At 40.6% G+C, this 17,525-nt stretch carries 7 protein-coding genes, 2 rRNA genes and 6 pseudogenes; 6 read left to right on the top strand and 9 right to left on the bottom strand.

Going from position 1 to position 17,525, the window contains the following annotated elements; translation table 11 throughout:
- Positions 1–32 precede the first annotated feature (32 nt).
- The 4 genes and pseudogenes from lysS to dsbC form a co-directional block, all read right to left on the bottom strand.
- Positions 33–1,601 carry a lysine--tRNA ligase gene (gene lysS, locus L3081_RS08830; RefSeq protein ID WP_242284973.1) on the bottom strand — a complete coding sequence of 523 codons (1,569 nt, stop codon included), beginning with the start codon at positions 1,599–1,601 and terminating at the stop codon, positions 33–35.
- A gap of 48 nt (positions 1,602–1,649) precedes the next feature.
- Positions 1,650–2,747: a peptide chain release factor 2 gene (gene prfB, locus L3081_RS08825; protein ID WP_242284971.1), complete on the bottom strand. Its 1,098-nt coding sequence runs from the start codon at positions 2,745–2,747 to the stop codon at positions 1,650–1,652.
- A 124-nt stretch (positions 2,748–2,871) separates the two neighbouring features.
- Positions 2,872–4,622 (bottom strand): annotated as a pseudogene (recJ, locus tag L3081_RS08820) (single-stranded-DNA-specific exonuclease RecJ).
- A 25-nt stretch (positions 4,623–4,647) separates the two neighbouring features.
- A complete protein-coding gene (dsbC, locus tag L3081_RS08815; RefSeq protein ID WP_242284969.1) occupies positions 4,648–5,439 on the bottom strand; it encodes a bifunctional protein-disulfide isomerase/oxidoreductase DsbC in 792 nt (263 codons plus the stop codon).
- Between the two features lie 174 nt (positions 5,440–5,613).
- Between dsbC and fldB the strand changes: the two genes are divergently transcribed.
- Positions 5,614–6,129, top strand: a complete 516-nt coding sequence (gene fldB, locus L3081_RS08810) for a flavodoxin FldB (protein ID WP_242284961.1) — start codon at positions 5,614–5,616, stop codon at positions 6,127–6,129.
- A gap of 109 nt (positions 6,130–6,238) precedes the next feature.
- A pseudogene (gene srmB, locus L3081_RS08805) lies at positions 6,239–7,478 on the top strand (ATP-dependent RNA helicase SrmB).
- A gap of 123 nt (positions 7,479–7,601) precedes the next feature.
- On the opposite strand, the pseudogene L3081_RS08800 reads toward srmB, so the two are convergent.
- Positions 7,602–8,827 (bottom strand): annotated as a pseudogene (locus tag L3081_RS08800) (DEAD/DEAH box helicase).
- A gap of 532 nt (positions 8,828–9,359) precedes the next feature.
- Here L3081_RS08800 and tnpA point away from each other — a divergent pair.
- From tnpA to tnpC, 3 genes and pseudogenes are all read left to right on the top strand, one after another.
- A complete protein-coding gene (gene tnpA / locus L3081_RS08795) occupies positions 9,360–9,656 on the top strand; it encodes an IS66 family insertion sequence element accessory protein TnpA (protein ID WP_242284959.1) in 297 nt (98 codons plus the stop codon).
- Positions 9,653–9,982 (top strand): IS66 family insertion sequence element accessory protein TnpB, encoded by a 330-nt coding sequence (gene tnpB, locus L3081_RS08790; protein ID WP_242284957.1) that lies wholly within the window; start codon positions 9,653–9,655, stop codon positions 9,980–9,982. Before tnpA ends, tnpB begins: the two co-directional genes overlap by 4 nt.
- A 108-nt stretch (positions 9,983–10,090) precedes the next feature.
- Positions 10,091–11,163 (top strand): annotated as a pseudogene (tnpC, locus tag L3081_RS08785) (IS66 family transposase); the annotation flags it as partial.
- A gap of 272 nt (positions 11,164–11,435) precedes the next feature.
- Here tnpC and L3081_RS08780 read toward each other — a convergent pair.
- Both L3081_RS08780 and L3081_RS08775 read right to left on the bottom strand, forming a co-directional pair.
- Positions 11,436–12,494: an IS91 family transposase gene (locus tag L3081_RS08780; protein ID WP_242284955.1), complete on the bottom strand. Its 1,059-nt coding sequence runs from the start codon at positions 12,492–12,494 to the stop codon at positions 11,436–11,438.
- Positions 12,491–13,377: pseudogene (locus L3081_RS08775) on the bottom strand (site-specific integrase). The gene L3081_RS08780 and the pseudogene L3081_RS08775 overlap by 4 nt, the downstream one beginning before the upstream one ends.
- Before the next feature lie 106 nt (positions 13,378–13,483).
- Between L3081_RS08775 and L3081_RS08770 the strand changes: the two are divergent.
- Positions 13,484–13,888, top strand: a pseudogene (locus L3081_RS08770) (IS66 family transposase); the annotation flags it as partial.
- Between the two features lie 203 nt (positions 13,889–14,091).
- On the opposite strand, the gene rrf reads toward L3081_RS08770, so the two are convergent.
- Positions 14,092–14,206 (bottom strand): 5S ribosomal RNA (gene rrf, locus L3081_RS08765).
- A gap of 178 nt (positions 14,207–14,384) precedes the next feature.
- Positions 14,385–17,279, bottom strand: a 23S ribosomal RNA gene (locus L3081_RS08760).
- Positions 17,280–17,525 lie beyond the last annotated feature (246 nt).

Genomic DNA, 17,525 nt, shown 5'->3' with positions numbered 1-17,525 from the left:
TAATGCCCGTCGTTTTGCAAGGAAAGGTGATCTTAGTCTACTTCTGGACGCATATGAGGGAACAAAATAACATCTTTTATAGTAGGAGAGTCACTAAACAACATAACTAATCGATCAATACCAATACCTTCGCCTGCTGTAGGTGGTAAACCATACTCTAGTGCACGAATATAGTCATCATCAAAATGCATCGCTTCATCATCGCCTGCATCTTTTTCTTCTACTTGCTTTTTAAAACGAGCAGCTTGATCTTCAGCATCATTTAACTCAGAGAAACCATTCGCTAATTCACGACCACCAACGAAGAATTCAAAGCGATCAGTAATAAATGGATTTGCATCATTTCGACGAGCTAATGGTGAAACTTCCCAAGGGTATTCTGTAATAAACGTGGGTTGATCTAATAAATGCTCTGCTACTTCTTCAAAAATTTCACAAATGTATTTACCTGGACCCCAAACCTTAGCTGCATCGCCTTCTTTAACACCAACAGTTTTTGCCATCACTTTAATCGCATCAAAATTATTTTCAGGGTCACGCAATGCCGTTTCATTTATTTGATGTCTTTCTTCAGCATATTTAATAATAGCGTCAACCATAGACAAGCGTTGAAATGAACTACCAAAATCATAGAATTTTTCTTCAACTACTTCTCCATCGGCATTTTTAACTGTATTACGAACCATCGTTGTACCTAAAACATCTTGGGCGATAGTACGTAACATTTCTTCTGTCAAATTCATTAAATCATTGTAATCTGCATAGGCTTGATAGAATTCAATCATAGTGAATTCAGGATTATGCCGTGTTGATAAACCTTCATTACGGAAGTTACGGTTTATTTCAAACACACGTTCAAACCCACCCACAACTAAACGTTTTAAGTAAAGCTCTGGCGCTATTCTTAAATACATATCGATATCAAGCGCATTATGGTACGTCTGAAAAGGCTTAGCCGTTGCACCACCAGGAATAACTTGCAACATGGGTGTTTCAACTTCCATAAAGTCACGAGCGACTAGGAAACTTCGTATACCATCAATGATTTTTGAGCGCATTTTAAAGGTATTGCGTGTGCCTTCATTGATAATTAAATCAACATACCGTTGACGGTATTTCATTTCTTGATCTGACAATCCGTGAAATTTTTCAGGTAATGGGCGCAATGATTTAGTTAACAACTGATAATTATCCATATTTACGTAAAGATCGCCTTTACCTGACTTATGTAAAATACCTTTAACGCCAACAATATCCCCAATATCTAAACTACCTGATTTTTCTCTGATTTCTTTTTGTACTGTTTTTTCAGCATAAGCTTGAATACGTCCAGACATATCTTGTAATACCAAGAATGGACCTCGCTTAGCCATCACTCGGCCAACAATTGCATAAGTGAGTTGTAATGATTCAAGTTCTTCCTTAGTTTTATCACCATGCTCAGCTTGAATATCAGCAGCTAAATGTTCACGGTTAAAATCATTTGGAAAACCATTTGCGTTACAATTAGAACGGATTTTCTCTAATTTTGTACGACGCTCAGCAATTAATTTGTTTTCATCTTGAGCGGGAGCTTGGTTATTTTTTGCTTTGTCTGTCATTATATTTCTCATTACGTATATGTAAATTAATCTTAATCTGTATTTTTATTACAAACCAGACTTCAAACTGGCTTCTAAAAACTTATCTAGATCACCATCTAAAACAGCTTGGGTATTGCGGTTTTCAACACCTGTTCTTAAATCTTTGATACGGCTGTCATCTAAAACGTAAGAGCGAATTTGACTACCCCACCCTATATCAGATTTACCGTCTTCAAGTTCTTGTTTACCTTCATTTTGCTTTTGAATTTCCATTTCATACAATTTTGCTTTTAACAATTTCATCGCGGTTGCACGGTTTTTATGTTGTGACCTATCCGCTTGACAAGCAACAACGGCACCCGAAGGAATATGCGTTAAACGAATAGCTGAATCAGTTTTATTAACATGCTGACCACCTGCACCAGACGCACGGTAAGTATCTATTCTTAAATCAGCGGGGTTAATATCTATTTCAATATTGTCATCTATTTCAGGGTAGATAAAGGCAGAAGCAAAAGACGTATGACGACGACCACTTGAATCAAACGGTGACTTTCTAACTAATCTGTGAACACCTGTTTCTGTGCGCAACCAACCATAGGCATATTCACCCGTATACTTAATAGTACACCCTTTGATTCCTGCGACATCACCACCAGTCACCTCAACTGCTTCGGTTTTGAAGCCATGTGCTTCGCCCCAACGTAAGTACATGCGCATGAGCATTTCAGCCCAATCTTGAGCTTCTGTGCCGCCCGAGCCTGACTGAATATCAAGATAACAGTTATTAGCATCTTGTGAACCGCTAAACATACGACGAAATTCAAGTTTTGCTAATATGGCATCTAACGCATTAGCTTCATTTTTGGCATCATCAAAGGTTTCTTGATCTTCTTCTTCAAGGGCAAGTTCAAGCAAGCCTTCAATATCTTCACACCCTGTTTCTAATTCAACAATGGTGTTAACAACCTCTTCAAGCGAGCTACGCTCTTTTCCTAACGCTTGTGCTCGCTCAGGATCATTCCAAATATCAGGTAACTCTAATTCTCGAGAAACTTCAACTAAACGCTCAGCTTTAACGTCGTAGTCAAAGGTACCCCGAAGTAAATCGGCGCGTTCACGAATCTCTTTTAATTTATTTATTATTGGGTTAACTTCAAACATAAGCTTTCGAACAATATCCTTCAAACATAAGTTTTCTAAAATATCGTTTTAAATGAACATTATTTACGACGATAATTAAAAAATAGGCGCGCATTGTAGCGTAAAAAGGTTAGTAAATAAACGACTAAGCAACAGTGATATTTTCAACCATTAATTGCACTGTTCGTTTTCCACGAAATTCATTAACATCTAGACGATAAGCTATATGAATTTGTTTAGCATGTTCATTTGGCCATGATTGAATATCGACATTGAAGGCAATACCATCAAAGACTTCACCATGTTTTTCTACTACCAACTTAAGATGTTTTTCACCAACAATTCGTTGTTGCACTAAGGTAAACACATCGTCAAATATTGGTTCAGGAAAGTTTTGTCCCCAAGGGCCTGCAGCACTTAGCTGCTCAGCAAAAGATAAGGTTAAATACCTAGCATCTAATTCGCCATCAGATAAAATGATGCTTCGTAAATCTTCTTCTTTCAGCCAACTACCGCTCTAGCTTATTGAATACTGTTTGAAATTGTTCAAAGTTATCTTCTTTAATTGATAAACCTGCAGCCATAGCATGGCCACCAAATTTTATGATTAAACCAGGATACTGGCTATCAATATGCTCTAATAAATCACGAATATGTAATCCAGAAATAGACCGCGCAGAGCCCTTAATTTCTTTATTACCTTCTATATCACTCCCCTTAGCAAAAACAATACAAGGTCGATGAAACTTCTCTTTTAGACGCCCTGCGACAATCCCTATAACACCTTGATGCCAATCTTGTTGGTAAAGTGATATGGCATTGGGTAAATGGTTTTCATCGAAATTCAAAGTTTTGAGTATGTGTTCAGCTTCGTGTTGCATTCCCTGTTCTATTTCACGCCGTGATTTATTTAAATCATCTAAATCACGAGCTATAGACCTTGCGCTAGCTAAATCAGGCGCAAGTAAGCAATTAATACCATAAGACATATCATCTAATCTGCCTGCTGCATTGATTCTTGGACCTAAAGCAAAGCCAAAATCAGATGCGACTAACTTTTGCTGATTTTTATTAGCAACTTCTATTAATGCTTGAATACCTGGACGTGTTTGACCTGCACGAATGCGTTTTAACCCTTGTTCTACTAAAATGCGATTATTACTATCAAGTGACACCACATCAGCAACGGTACCTAAAGCAACTAAATCGAGTAGCTGAGCAATATTAGGTTCACTAATATGTTGATCTGTAAAATAACCATTTTCTCGAAGATAACTACGCAAGGCAAGCATTACATAAAAAGCAACGCCAACACCTGCAAGCGATTTACTGGGGAATGGGCAACCTGCTTGGTTTGGATTAACAATGGCATCAGCATTGGGTAGTTCATGACCAGGTAAGTGATGATCGGTAACAATCACTTGTAACCCAAGTGATTTAGCATGATTTACACCAAGAACACAACTAATGCCATTATCAACGGTTACTAGCATTTCAGCACCTTGACTAGCGGCGATATCAACTATTTCAGGGGTTAAACCATAGCCATACTCAAAGCGATTAGGCACTAAAAAGGAATGGTTAGTACTGCCCATCAAATTTAACGCAACCATCATCAAGGCAGTACTAGTTGCTCCATCTGCATCAAAATCTCCTACAATAACAATATTCGTTTTGTTGAGCAGTGCTTGGTATAGCAACGCACACGCATCATCTAATCCTTTTAGTGATTGCTCATTGTCATTTGCAACACTTAACCCTTGTAGATTAGCAACTCTAAGATCAAGTTGTTGTGCCGACGTTACTCCTCGACCGATAAACTTGCTTTATTATTGGATCCAAATCATTAGGCAAATGCGTATCGTTAACTTGTTCACGGCGAACTATGCTTTTCATTAAATAATGCCCAATTGACGATGGCTTATAAGTTTTTTAATAACTGTTCTAATTGTTCTGGTGGTTGATAGCCAGGTACCATCATACCATTAGAGAGAACCAAAGCAGGAGTTCCATTAACACCGACTTGACGGCCAAAATTAAATTGTCCTTCTATTGGTTTATCGCAAACGCGGTAAGCTACATTTTGGCTATTTTTTGCCTTAGTCAATGCGGTTGCCGGATCCTCGCTACACCATACAGAACGCAAATCTTTAAAGCCTTGACTGAAATTACCCGCCTGATCTTTTATACCTGAACGAGGGTAAGCTAAATAACGAAACGTAATACCTCGGCTATTATAATCGTCCATTTGTTTATGCATTTTACGACAGTACCCACAAGTAATATCAGTAAACGCAGTAACAACATATTTTTCATCTTTTGCTTTGTACTCGATCATATCATCTTTGAACACTTCCAAGCCTTCTAAGCGCATATTAGATAAACTTTGTTCTGCTAAATCCGTAACCTCAGATACTAAACTATAAACCTTGCCTTGAATGAAATAATCACCATTATAACTAGAATAAAACAGTCCTTGATTAGTTATAAGTAAAGCAATCCCCGGTACAGGGGTCGTTTCAACTTTCCTTACCGTTAACCCAAGCTTTGCTTTTATTTTTTCTTTTAATAAATCTGAATTTAATTGTGTAGGATCTGACTCTAGCTTGTGTGATGTTGAAGCGCTATTTGCCACAGCAACCTCATTCATTGAGAAAAACACACCGGTAGCCGAAAGTGCAACTGCACCAACAATGATTATTTTTTTTAACATACTTAATTCCCTAAATTTTTTCACTCAAGAGTAACATGAATAATACAGACCGTTATTTGACAAGCGAAATTACAGACGATGTGATAACTTTGCAACAATAAATTGAATTGTACTAAATGCTTTTGTTAAAATCATGGCTATTTACTTTTATTAACACTTTTTAGGCGAACTAACATGCGAATAGGCTTATTCTATGGTTCAAGTACTTGCTACACCGAAATAGCAGCTGAAAAAATTCAAGAAACTATAGGTGCTGAATTCGTTGAATTACATAATATTAAAGATACACCTTTGATCAACTGCCTTGATTACGATTTTATTATTTTTGGTATCTCAACTTGGGATTATGGCGAACTTCAAGAAGATTGGGAATCTATTTGGTTAGACATCAACGATCTTGACCTAAATAGCAAAGTTGTCGCTTTATATGGCATGGGTGATCAAATCGGATATACTGAGTGGTTTCAAGATGCTTTAGGTATGTTACATGAACAGGTTAATGCACAAGGTGCGCATATCATCGGTTTTTGGCCGAATAAAGGTTATGAATTCGCAGCGTCAAAAGGATTAACACCTGATAGTAAGCACTTTGTTGGCTTATCATTAGATGAAGACAATCAATACGAACTCAGTGAGGATCGTATTCATCAATGGTGCGAGCAAATTTTAGAAGAGTACAGTGAAATATAGAAGGTTAGCTAACTAATTTTAGTAACGAGATAAATTAGTTACAGCCATCACGAAAGCTACTATAATGCAGATATAGTTATATCCACCTGAAATTAGTGAACGCCCCTATATGTTTGAGCAATTTGATCTCGACTCTGAATTATTAGCCAATGTTAAAGAACTTGGCTACAAAAAACCTACCTCTATTCAAGAATTGGTTATCCCAAAAGCAATGATTGGCAAGGACATCCTTGCCTCTGCACCCACAGGAACAGGAAAAACAGCGGCTTTTTTATTGCCTATTGCCCAACACCTGCTTGACTATCCACGGACAAAACCAGGTTTTCCACGTGTTCTCATTTTAACGCCGACACGCGAATTAGCGATTCAAATAGGTGAAGACAGTGAAAACCTGACAAAATTAACTAAAATAAAAACAGGTGTCGTTACTGGAGGCGTCAATTATGGCAGTCATAGTGACATACTGAACAGTACAACCGATATATTAGTTGCGACACCAGGACGTCTACTAGAATACATAGAAAATGAACAATTTGATGCTCGCGAAATTGAAATACTAGTTCTTGATGAAGCAGATCGCATGTTAGATATGGGATTTCGTGAAACGATCAATCGTATAGTGGCAGAAGCTCGATGGCGAAAACAAACAATGCTTTTCTCTGCAACATTAGAAGGTGCTTGGTGTGATTCGTTTTGCTAAAGATGTACTAAACGAACCTGAATTTTTAGAATCGACCCCTTCACGTAAAGAAAAAGCAAAAATACATCAATGGATACACCTCGCTGATAACGCACCACATAAATTGAACCTATTAGTTAATACCTTAAAACAAGAAGGTGTTGATAGAGCCGTTGTATTTGCTAATAAGAGAGAAACAGTACAGTACTTATCAGGTAAACTTTACGCAGAAGAATTACCCTGTGTTTGGCTTGAAGGAAAAATGCCACAAGACAAACGCAATAAAGCGATTGAACGCTTTAAAAGTGGTGAAATCAAAGTACTCGTTGCTACCGATGTCGCAGCTCGTGGTTTGGATATTGATGATATAACCCACGTCATAAATTTTGATATGCCACGTAAAGTCGATGTTTATATACATCGTATAGGTCGTACAGGACGTCTTGGTTCTAAAGGTACAGCAATTTCGTTAGTTGAAGCACACGATATGGCAGTTGTGGGTAAAATTGAACGGTATCAAGAAGAACGCCTCCAACGAAGAATAATTGAAGAACTGAGACCTAAAAACAAAGAAGCAAAGGTGGCTAATAAAAAAGCAAAGTTGAAGCTAACTACGGCACAGAAAAAAGCAAAAGCTAAAAAACAATCAAAGAAAAAGTTAAAAAAATAAATAACCAAACTCTTACCTCCGATTATAAATCAATTAAGGTAAACATTTTCTGACCTTGCGTTAACTTTTTAAATACAGTTAACGCAGTTTCAGTAATTCAGTTACATCTTTTGATAGTTATCACTACCTGCTTTTGCGTTTATGTTTTGAATTTTTTAACGCCTTATTTCTTGCATTTTTCTTATTTTCAGATCTTTTAGGTTGATTAACCTTAGTCAAATCAGGTTCATAACCAGGTAACCATTGTTGTAATAATAAACGTGTATCGATCACTTTCTCAATAGCTACCAATAACCATTCTTCATCAGGCGATACTAACGAAAGTGCTAAACCACTTTTACCACCCTTCCCGTTCGGCCTATTCTATGAACGTAATCTTCAGCTACATAGGGTAATTCGTAATTGACAACATAAAGTAAATCAACAATATCAATACCACGAGCAGCAACATCCGTTGCCACCAATGCCCTAATCTTTCCTTGTTTGAAATCTAGTAACGCTTTATCTCTAGCTCCTTGAGATTTATCTCCATGTAGCGATTGTGCTTTAATACCATCCTTTGTCATTTCTTTAGCAAGTGCATCAGCTACATTTTTTGTTCTCGTGAAGATAAGAACTTGTTGCCAATTTTTAGAACCGATTAAATAAGAAAGTAACTCACGTTTCCTATCTGCATCCACGGTATATATCAGCTGTTCAACAGAGTCTGCTATTTCAGTTTTATCATCAATAGTAATTACCTGAGGATCATTCAATAATTGTTGACTAAATTTGTAAACTGAATCGTCAAAGGTTGCAGAAAATAGCAAGGTTTGCCTATGTTGTGGTGTTTGACGCATGATTTGATCGATTTCAGCTTTAAAACCAAGATCTAACAAACGATCTGCTTCATCAAAAACTAACATAGATAAGTCTTTCAAACTTATATCTTGTTAAACAATAAATCGAGTAGACGACCAGGAGTGGCAATAAGAATATCGACCCCATTCATTATATTATTGATTTGAGGATTAATACTTACACCACCGAAAACAGCAATAGAGCGTATATCAGTATTGTTACCATATTTTACAAAACTTGCCTGTATTTGTTTGGGCGAGCTCTCGAGTTGGGGCAAGAACTAAAACGGACAGTGTCCTGACTCTATTCTTATCTGTAAGTAACTTATGTAATATCGGTAATGCAAAAGCGGCTGTTTTACCTGTACCAGTTTTTGCGCGAGCCATCACATCTTGATTGGATAAAATGATAGGAATAGCATTCTGCTGAATTTCAGTTGCTTGAACATACCCAAGCGTTTTAAGGTTTTCTTGTAATTGAGGTGTTAGTGAGAGACTAGAAAATTTCATATTAGTTATATTCGCAAGATGATAAATATAGTTTATCAGTATTCTGGTTGTGTTATTAATAATTAAATAAAATATAATCTGAGATATTTTGAATTTTACTTTTAAATTACCACACAGCAAAAATCACGTCTCTTTCGAATCGGGCTTCTCGCTTATAGTTTTAATAAAAGAAGTTTAGCAATGTCCTACGCTCACCTAAAGAGAAGAACACCCACACGCTTTGCACCATCCGGCGCTACTGCGTTTCACTTCTGGGCGCCGCGGCAGTATGTGCGAATGGAGTCAGGTGGTGCCACTGCGCTATTATTGCTGCTGTGCAATTGTCGTTAATTTTATTTTAAATTCCCACACAGCAAAAAGCCCGACTCTTTCGAATCGGGCTTCTCTTAATAGAAGTTTAGCAATGTCCGGCTACGCTCTCACATGGGCTTTACTGTAACATAAGTCACACTACCGTAAGCGTCTGCTGAACCACACCTAGCAGATCATTTTGATTTGTTTAATTATACCCTCTGATTTTTCAGGAGGTATTATGAAGCTAAGAAGAACACTAGAAGATTGGCAACGTTTAATTGAGCAGCAAAAGACGAGCGGATTATCCATAGTTGGGTTCTGCAAACAAAATAAATTGCCCACATCAAACTTTTATAAATATCGCAACAGATTACAGGCAAGTGAACAAGCACCTACGTTAGTTAAAGTAAAAAGCCAAGCTTTCACGTCAGTTAAAAGCTCAATAACCTTAACGCATGGCAACACCCAGTTAAGCTTACCTTCTCGTTGCGAGCCTCAATGGTTGGCTTATTTAATTAGGGCGTTGAACACATGAAAATGTTTGTCGATGTGCCTGAAGTATATCTTTATAGTCAGTTTGTAGATTTTCGAAAGTCTATCAATGGCTTAACTGCCATTGTCGAAGCAGAGCTTGAATTGTCCGTGTTATCGGGTACTGTCTTTGTCTTTTGCAATAAAGGCCGTGACAAACTCAAAGTGCTTTACTGGGATAAAACAGGCTTTGCTCTGTGGTACAAACGATTAGAAAAAGATAAATTCAAATGGCCAACAAAACTCAATAAACCATCGTTGAGTTTATCAGAGCAGCAATTACACTGGCTATTTGATGGCTTTGATGTCTTTGGGACATCAAGCCATTAGTTATGAGTCTGTCGCCTTATAACCTGTGATCATAAGTAGGCTTTATTGATCACCAAACAATCTAAGTTTTACCAACAACTTAGCCTTTATTTTTGATAAAATAACAGCATGATTGATGATGTTAATTCACTACCGGACGATCCGGTTTTATTAAAACAATTGCTTGCTAAGCAAACGGCTCGACTGATGTTTTTAGAAGAGCAGTTTCGCCTTGCCCAACAGCAACGTTTTGGCGCAAGTAGTGAGGCACATCCTGCGCAAGGTGACTTATTTAATGAAGCCGAAGCTGAGCTTGATGTTGAGCCCGAAGTTGCAGAAAGTGTAACTGTCACGGTTAAGAAAAAGCCCGCTCGTAAAAAACTACCCGCAGACTTACCTCGTGAAACCATTGTTCATGATATCGAAGATAAAACCTGTACTTGTTGTGGTAATGAATTGCATCACATGGGTGATGAGCGCAGCGAAAAACTCGAATTTATTCCTGCTCAGGTGAAAGTGATTGAACATGTCCGCTTAAAGTACAGCTGCCGTACGTGTGAAAAAGAAGGCACGTCAACTTCGGTAAAAATAGCGTCCGTACCACCCAGTCCAATCCCTAAAGGGTTTGCAACAGCCACACTATTGAGTCAAATCATCACCAAGAAATACCAATACGCACTACCGTTGTATCGCCAAGAAAGCCTGTTAAGCAATATGGCATTGAATTAAATCGTAAAACCATGGCGGATTGGATGATGAAAAGTGCGGAGTTGTTCACACCACTTTATGCCAGGTTGCAGGAAATACTATTGCAACAAGGGGTTATTCAAGCGGATGAAACGACGCTAAAAGTCATTAATGAAGATAAAATAAAAAGTTATATGTGGTTGTATTGTACGGGCACCGACTCACCAAGCAAAAATCCCATCCCCAATATTGTCCTCTACGACTATCACTCAGGTAGGGCCGGCCAGTGCGCGGTGGATTACCTTGACGGTTTTACAGGCTATTTGCAAGTTGATGGTTATGCGGGATATGAAAAAACCTCAGCAACCTTGGTCGGTTGTTGGGCACATGCGCGTCGAAAATTTATTGAAGCGCAAACGGCTCAGCCCAAAGGCAAAACAGGCAAAGCCGATATGGCGTTAAACATGATACAAAAACTGTATAGGATAGAAATAAGACTGAAAGGTAAAAGTGCACAACAAATAAGAATAGGTGTCGCGTCAGCCGACACCTTATTCGGGTGTTGAACAAGCCCGAAGCGCTACTTATAGTGTAAATAGTGATTTTTTTGTTGAAGGGTTCACAAGCAATTACTTGATCGCAAGGCGCACGAAATTAAGACGTAAAATAAAGGCTATTCTTCGTCTGTTTTCACTGAATTTTTCTTTATTGTCTCATAGGGACTTTCTTCTTTTCCTCGTTTTTGTTTTTCATTTTAGCCATTGTCCTTATTGTATTCGCCTTTCGGCTACCTCGTTCGCGTGATACCAATACAATGCATTTTATGTTGGCAGCAAGGGCATATTCTAGTGGCGCGGGTTATTACCTCATTATTTGGTGTCAGCCAATTGTGGTTAGGCATTAACAGTAATTGAATAAGCAATCGCAGTTTTTTAGCCCCTGACGACAACAACCCGTAATCGCGCACACGCTGTAATCTTTTGGGCAGTACATGTTGCAATATCAGCAGTAAAAACTTAAGTACGGGCAAGGTGCGTTGTGCTGTTTTGTTCGTAGTACTGTTTTTATATCGAAAAGTTACCGACTGTTCGTCATACGCAATAATGTCTTTGTCGGGCAACACTCCACGATATAAATACCGAGACAAGTACTTTAATGCAGGTAAACCCTGGCCAACTTTTTTACAATCAACCACCCATGTCTCAGGCATTTTATTCAGGTTATCCAAAGACAGGGTTGGGTGTTGCTTAATCGCCTCAAGCACACGCGCACGCCAGACTTTAGCCAGTGCAATTTTGTTAAACAAATAGCCTTTTTTGCCTTTACGCCATTGTTTTCGTCTTCCCGGGTTGTAACCCCCATTAGGAACAACAATATGTAAGTGGGGATGTAATTCACGTCTTCTGCTATGCGTGTGAAGCACCGAAGTAAACCCGATATTCCCCAACCCTTGACGTGTTGCAAAGTCTTTCAACACAGATGAGGTAACACGAAACATCAGTTGATATAAAGCCTTGGGTTGCTGCCTTGCCAACACGCGCAGTTCAAAAGGCAAGGTAAAGGTCACCATAAAATAGTCAACAGGTAAGCGCTTTGCTTTTTGCCTAGTTAACCACTGTGATGTTGTGTTTTGTTGGCACTGCGGGCAGTTTCGATGCCCACAAGACAGCGGCGTTTGGTCATGATGCGAGCAATGGTCACACGCCCACAGTGATTGACGTTGCTGCGCCATTTTACACATCAACATCGCATAAATGGCCCTGCGCATGTCATTTGATAATTCACTGCTATACTCAAGCTCAAGGGCTTGATGATGTTGTCGTAGTAAATCAATAAAGGTACTCATGTTACAGACCAAGTAATATTAAGTTTATCTGTTAATGTATTTACCGCACGTGACATATCACGTTGTTTCACTTTAGTGAGTTGAGTGTAGCGCGCAGTGGTGTTGAGACTGGCGTGTCCAAGTAATTGCTGCAAAGAGCGCAAATCAAGCCCTTGCTCAAGTAGATGCGTGGCATAACAATGGCGAAGCGAATGTGGACTAATGAGTTTTTTAATCTGACAATCTTCAAGCACACGTTTTAAGGCTTTTTGAGCACAGCCTTTATCCATCGGTGTATTTGTTTTTGTCTGCACCCCGGAAATAATAAACGCGGGTGGCGATGGTTTTTCCAATAATGTCTCAGTGCTAATAGGGTGACTTCAGGCAAAGGTACCATGCGGTCTTTACCGCCTTTACCATCGCGAACATGCACTAACATAGTGGATTTATCAATATCGTGTATGGTTAAATTAAGCCCTTCACTTAAGCGTAATCCCATCGAGTAGAGCGTCATAAAAAACACTTGATAACGGAGTTGCTTGGTTTGATTAATGAGGTGACTGATTTGTGAGGGGGTTAAAATATCAGGAATGCGTTTTATTTGCGGCGGTTTGACGATAGAAAGCCACTCCCATTGCTTATCCGGCGTATAACGGTAAAAGAATTGTAAACCGTTACGGTCAAGTTTAATGGTACTCCAAGAATGGGTTTGGATGAGGTTATTAAAATACTGTTTTAAATGAGCGGTAGTTAAGGTGTCAGGTGCTTGGTCAAAATACTGTGTAATACGGCGGACTGCACGAGCATAAGCATCGATAGTGGATGGTCGTTTACCTTGTAAAGAAAGATTGATAAGATGTTGTTCATAAAGGTAATGATAGCGTTGCGCTTGTAATTTATTCATGGGGTATACTCCAATAAAGAACATCGCCACCATGACGATGTTATTATTGAGTATGGACGGTTAGTAAAATACTACTCTGCCGCGTAGCGGCTTCGTTCAACAAGCATATCAACTGCGTCAGGAAAAAGCTAAACCACTGCTTGAACAGTTTTATAAGTGGCTAGAAAAGGCCAATGTACCACCAAAAAGTGCGCTAGGAAAAGCCATTCAATATTGTAAAAATCAATGGCACAAACTCATTCGTTATATTGAAGATGGCGACCTTGCTATCGACAATAATCGTGCAGAGCGCGCGATAAAACCTTTTGTGATTGGTCGAAAAAATTGGTTGTTCTCAAATACCGCTAATGGAGCAAAAGCCAGTGCCATGCTTTACTCGATAATTGAAACTGCAAAGGCTAATGGTTTAACGCCATTTGATTATATTACTCATTGCCTTGAACAACTTAGCTATAATGAGGTTGATGTGGAAAAGTTACTACCTTGGAATGTAAAACTGCAACTTAACTAGGTGTGGTTCAGCAGACGCTTACACACTACCATCGGCGCTACTGCGTTTCACTTCTGGGCGCTGCGGCAGTATGTGCGAATGGAGTCAGGTGGTGCCACTGCGCTAGTGTCGCTGTGACTTCAATTAACCTGTTTTAAATTTCACACAGCAAAAAGCCCGCAACAATGTTGCGGGCTTCTCGGTGTACCTAAGTACGAATAGAAGTTTAGCAATGTCCTACTCTCACATGGGAACTCCCACACTACCATCGGCGCTACTGCGTTTCACTTCTGAGTTCGGAATGGAGTCAGGTGGTACCACAGCGCTATTGTCGCTAAACAAAAACTTTTTAATCACTCAACTTACGTTGGTAATTAGCAATCTTGGAAAACACTTAAGCAAGAATATTCTCACCTACGATATAAATACATTTATTCATTCAAGTCTCACGTGCGTGATGTTGCTATTCTCATAGCCTTTATTTGTCAGTCTTCACACAAAACCACTTGGGTGTTGTATGGTTAAGCCTCACGGGTAATTAGTATCAGTTAGCTCAAGGCCTTACAACCCTTACACACCTGACCTATCAACGTTGTAGTCTCCAACGACCCTTTAGGGAGCTTAAAGCTCCAGTGAGAACTCATCTCAAAGCCTGCTTCCCGCTTAGATGCTTTCAGCGGTTATCAGTTCCGAACGTAGCTACCGGGCAATGCCATTGGCATGACAACCCGAACACCAGTGGTTCGTCCACTCCGGTCCTCTCGTACTAGGAGCAGCCCTCTTCAATTCTCAAACGCCCACGGCAGATAGGGACCGAACTGTCTCACGACGTTCTAAACCCGACTCGCGTACCACTTTAAATGGCGAACAGCCATACCCTTGGGACCGACTTCAGCCCCAGGATGTGATGAGCCGACATCGAGGTGCCAAACACCGCCGTCGATATGAACTCTTGGGCGGTATCAGCCTGTTATCCCCGGAGTACCTTTTATCCGTTGAGCGATGGCCCTTCCATACAGAACCACCGGATCACTATGACCTACTTTCGTACCTGCTCGACGTGTCTGTCTCGCAGTTAAGTCGGCTTATGCCATTGCACTAACCGTATGATGTCCGACCATACTTAGCCAACCTTCGTGCTCCTCCGTTACTCTTTGGGAGGAGACCGCCCCAGTCAAACTACCCACCAGACAGTGTCCCCAAGCCCGATCAGGGCCCTAGGTTAGAACATCACGCATACAAGGGTGGTATTTCAAGGTTGACTCCACTCCATCTGGCGACGAAGTTTCAAAGTCTCCCACCTATCCTACACATGTAGGAGCAATGTTCACTGTCAAGCTATAGTAAAGGTTCACGGGGTCTTTCCGTCTAGCCGCGGGTATACGGCATCTTAACCGCAAATTCAATTTCACTGAGTCTCGGGTGGAGACAGTGTGGCCATGATTACGCCATTCGTGCAGGTCGGAACTTACCCGACAAGGAATTTCGCTACCTTAGGACCGTTATAGTTACGGCCGCCGTTTACCGGGGCTTCGATCATGAGCTTCGTCCGAAAACTAACCCAATCAATTAACCTTCCGGCACCGGGCAGGCGTCACACCGTATACGTCATCTTTCGATTTTGCACAGTGCTGTGTTTTTAATAAACAGTTCCGGCCACCTGGTTACTTCGACCCTCCATCGCTTAGGAAGTAAATTCCATCACCATTGAGGGCGTACCTTCTCCCGAAGTTACGGTACTATTTTGCCTAGTTCCTTCACCCGAGTTCTCTCAAGCGCCTTAGTATTCTCTACCTAACCACCTGTGTCGGTTTGGGGTACGGTTCCTATATATCTGAAGCTTAGAAGCTTTTCCTGGAAGTATGGCATCAATGACTTCAACTCCTTGGAGTCTCGTCTCGTGTCTCAGCCTTAAGGGAGTCCGGATTTACCTAAACTCCCGCCTACGCACTTTCACACAGATTACCAACACTGTGCTCACCTAGCCTGCTCCGTCCCTCCTTCGCAATATATAGAAGTACAGAAATATTAATCTGTTTCCCATCGACTACGCGTTTCCGCCTCGCCTTAGGGGCCGACTTACCCTGCCCTGATTAACATGGGACAGGAAACCTTGGTCTTTCGGCGGGGGAGTTTTTCACTCCCCTTATCGTTACTCATGTCAGCATTCGCACTTGTGATACCTCCAAAGAAACTTCTCAATTCACCTTCAACGGCTTACACAACGCTCCCCTACCACTCATAATAAATTATGAATCCGCAGCTTCGGTGACTAGTTTAGCCCCGTTACATCTTCCGCGCAGACCGACTCGACTAGTGAGCTATTACGCTTTCTTTAAAGGGTGGCTGCTTCTAAGCCAACCTCCTAGCTGTCTATGCCTTTCCACATCGTTTCCCACTTAACTAGTACTTTGGGACCTTAGGCGGCGGTCTGGGTTGTTTCCCTCTTCACAACGGACGTTAGCACCCGCAGTGTGTCTCCCGGATATCACTCACTGGTATTCGGAGTTTGCAAAGGGTTGGTAAGTCGGGATGACCCCCTAGCCTTAACAGTGCTCTACCCCCAGTGGTGTCCATCCGAGGCTCTACCTAAATAGATTTCGGGGAGAACCCGACTATCTCCCGGCTTGATTAGCCTTTCACTCCGACCCACAAGTCATCACCGCATTTTTCAACATACGTGTGTTCGGTCCTCCAGTTGATGTTACTCAACCTTCAACCTGCCCATGGGTAGATCGCCGGGTTTCGGGTCTATACCCTGCAACTAAACGCGCAGTTAACACTCGCTTTCGCTACGGCTCCCCTAATCGGTTAACCTTGCTACAGAATATAAGTCGCTGACCCATTATACAAAAGGTACGCAGTCACCAAACTAAATTTGGCTCCCACTGCTTGTACGTATGCGGTTTCAGGTTCTATTTCACTCCCCTCACAGGGGTTCTTTTCGCCTTTCCCTCACGGTACTGGTTCACTATCGGTCAGTTAGTAGTATTTAGCCTTGGAGGATGGTCCCCCCATATTCAGACAAAGTTTCACGTGCTCCGTCCTACTCGATTTCACTTAAAGGTTGCTTTAGTGTACGGGACTATCACCCTGTATCGTGGTCCTTTCCAGAACCTTCCACTAGCGCCCAATAAGCTTAAGGGCTGATTCGCGTTCGCTCGCCGCTACTAACGAAATCTCGGTTGATTTCTTTTCCTCGGGGTACTTAGATGTTTCAGTTCTCCCGGTTCGCCTCATTAAGCTATGTATTCACTTAATGATACCTGCCTTATGACAGGTGGGTTTCCCCATTCGGAAATCGTTGGCTATAATGGTTTTTATCACCTTACCAACGCTTATCGCAGATTAACACGTCCTTCATCGCCTCTAACTGCCAAGGCATCCACCACATACGCTTAGTCACTTAACCATACAACCCCAAATTGTTTCATTGTCTTTTGATTGTTATACTGTGTTGCTTACGTGTTTGCGTAGAAGAAACTACACGTCACAAATAAGCGTCTTGTCTAACAAGCAAAAATCCTGCGAAAAATCATTTTTCTTATAATAAGAGAAAAGACATTTCAAACATTTTAGACTACTCGGTGACTAAACCGAGTTAATTGTAAAGTCTGACATTTTCACGCACTTCACTTCATTTATTGCTAAATAAAAG

This window comes from Colwellia maritima (genome assembly GCF_022669015.1).
Lineage (GTDB): Bacteria > Pseudomonadota > Gammaproteobacteria > Enterobacterales > Alteromonadaceae > Colwellia > Colwellia maritima.
The sequence above is the reverse complement of the archived record's forward strand: the minus strand, read 5'-3'. Positions and strand labels throughout refer to the sequence as shown.

Excerpts from the sequence above, each read along its gene's own strand:
- lysS (WP_242284973.1), bottom strand. The coding sequence starts at position 1,601 with ATGACAGACAAAGCAAAAAATAACCAAGCTCCCGCTCAAGATGAAAAC.
- prfB (WP_242284971.1), bottom strand. The coding sequence starts at position 2,747 with ATGTTTGAAGTTAACCCAATAATAAATAAATTAAAAGAGATTCGTGAA.
- dsbC (WP_242284969.1), bottom strand. The coding sequence starts at position 5,439 with ATGTTAAAAAAAATAATCATTGTTGGTGCAGTTGCACTTTCGGCTACC.
- fldB (WP_242284961.1), top strand. The coding sequence starts at position 5,614 with ATGCGAATAGGCTTATTCTATGGTTCAAGTACTTGCTACACCGAAATA.
- tnpA (WP_242284959.1), top strand. The coding sequence starts at position 9,360 with ATGAAGCTAAGAAGAACACTAGAAGATTGGCAACGTTTAATTGAGCAG.
- tnpB (WP_242284957.1), top strand. The coding sequence starts at position 9,653 with ATGAAAATGTTTGTCGATGTGCCTGAAGTATATCTTTATAGTCAGTTT.
- L3081_RS08780 (WP_242284955.1), bottom strand. The coding sequence starts at position 12,494 with ATGAGTACCTTTATTGATTTACTACGACAACATCATCAAGCCCTTGAG.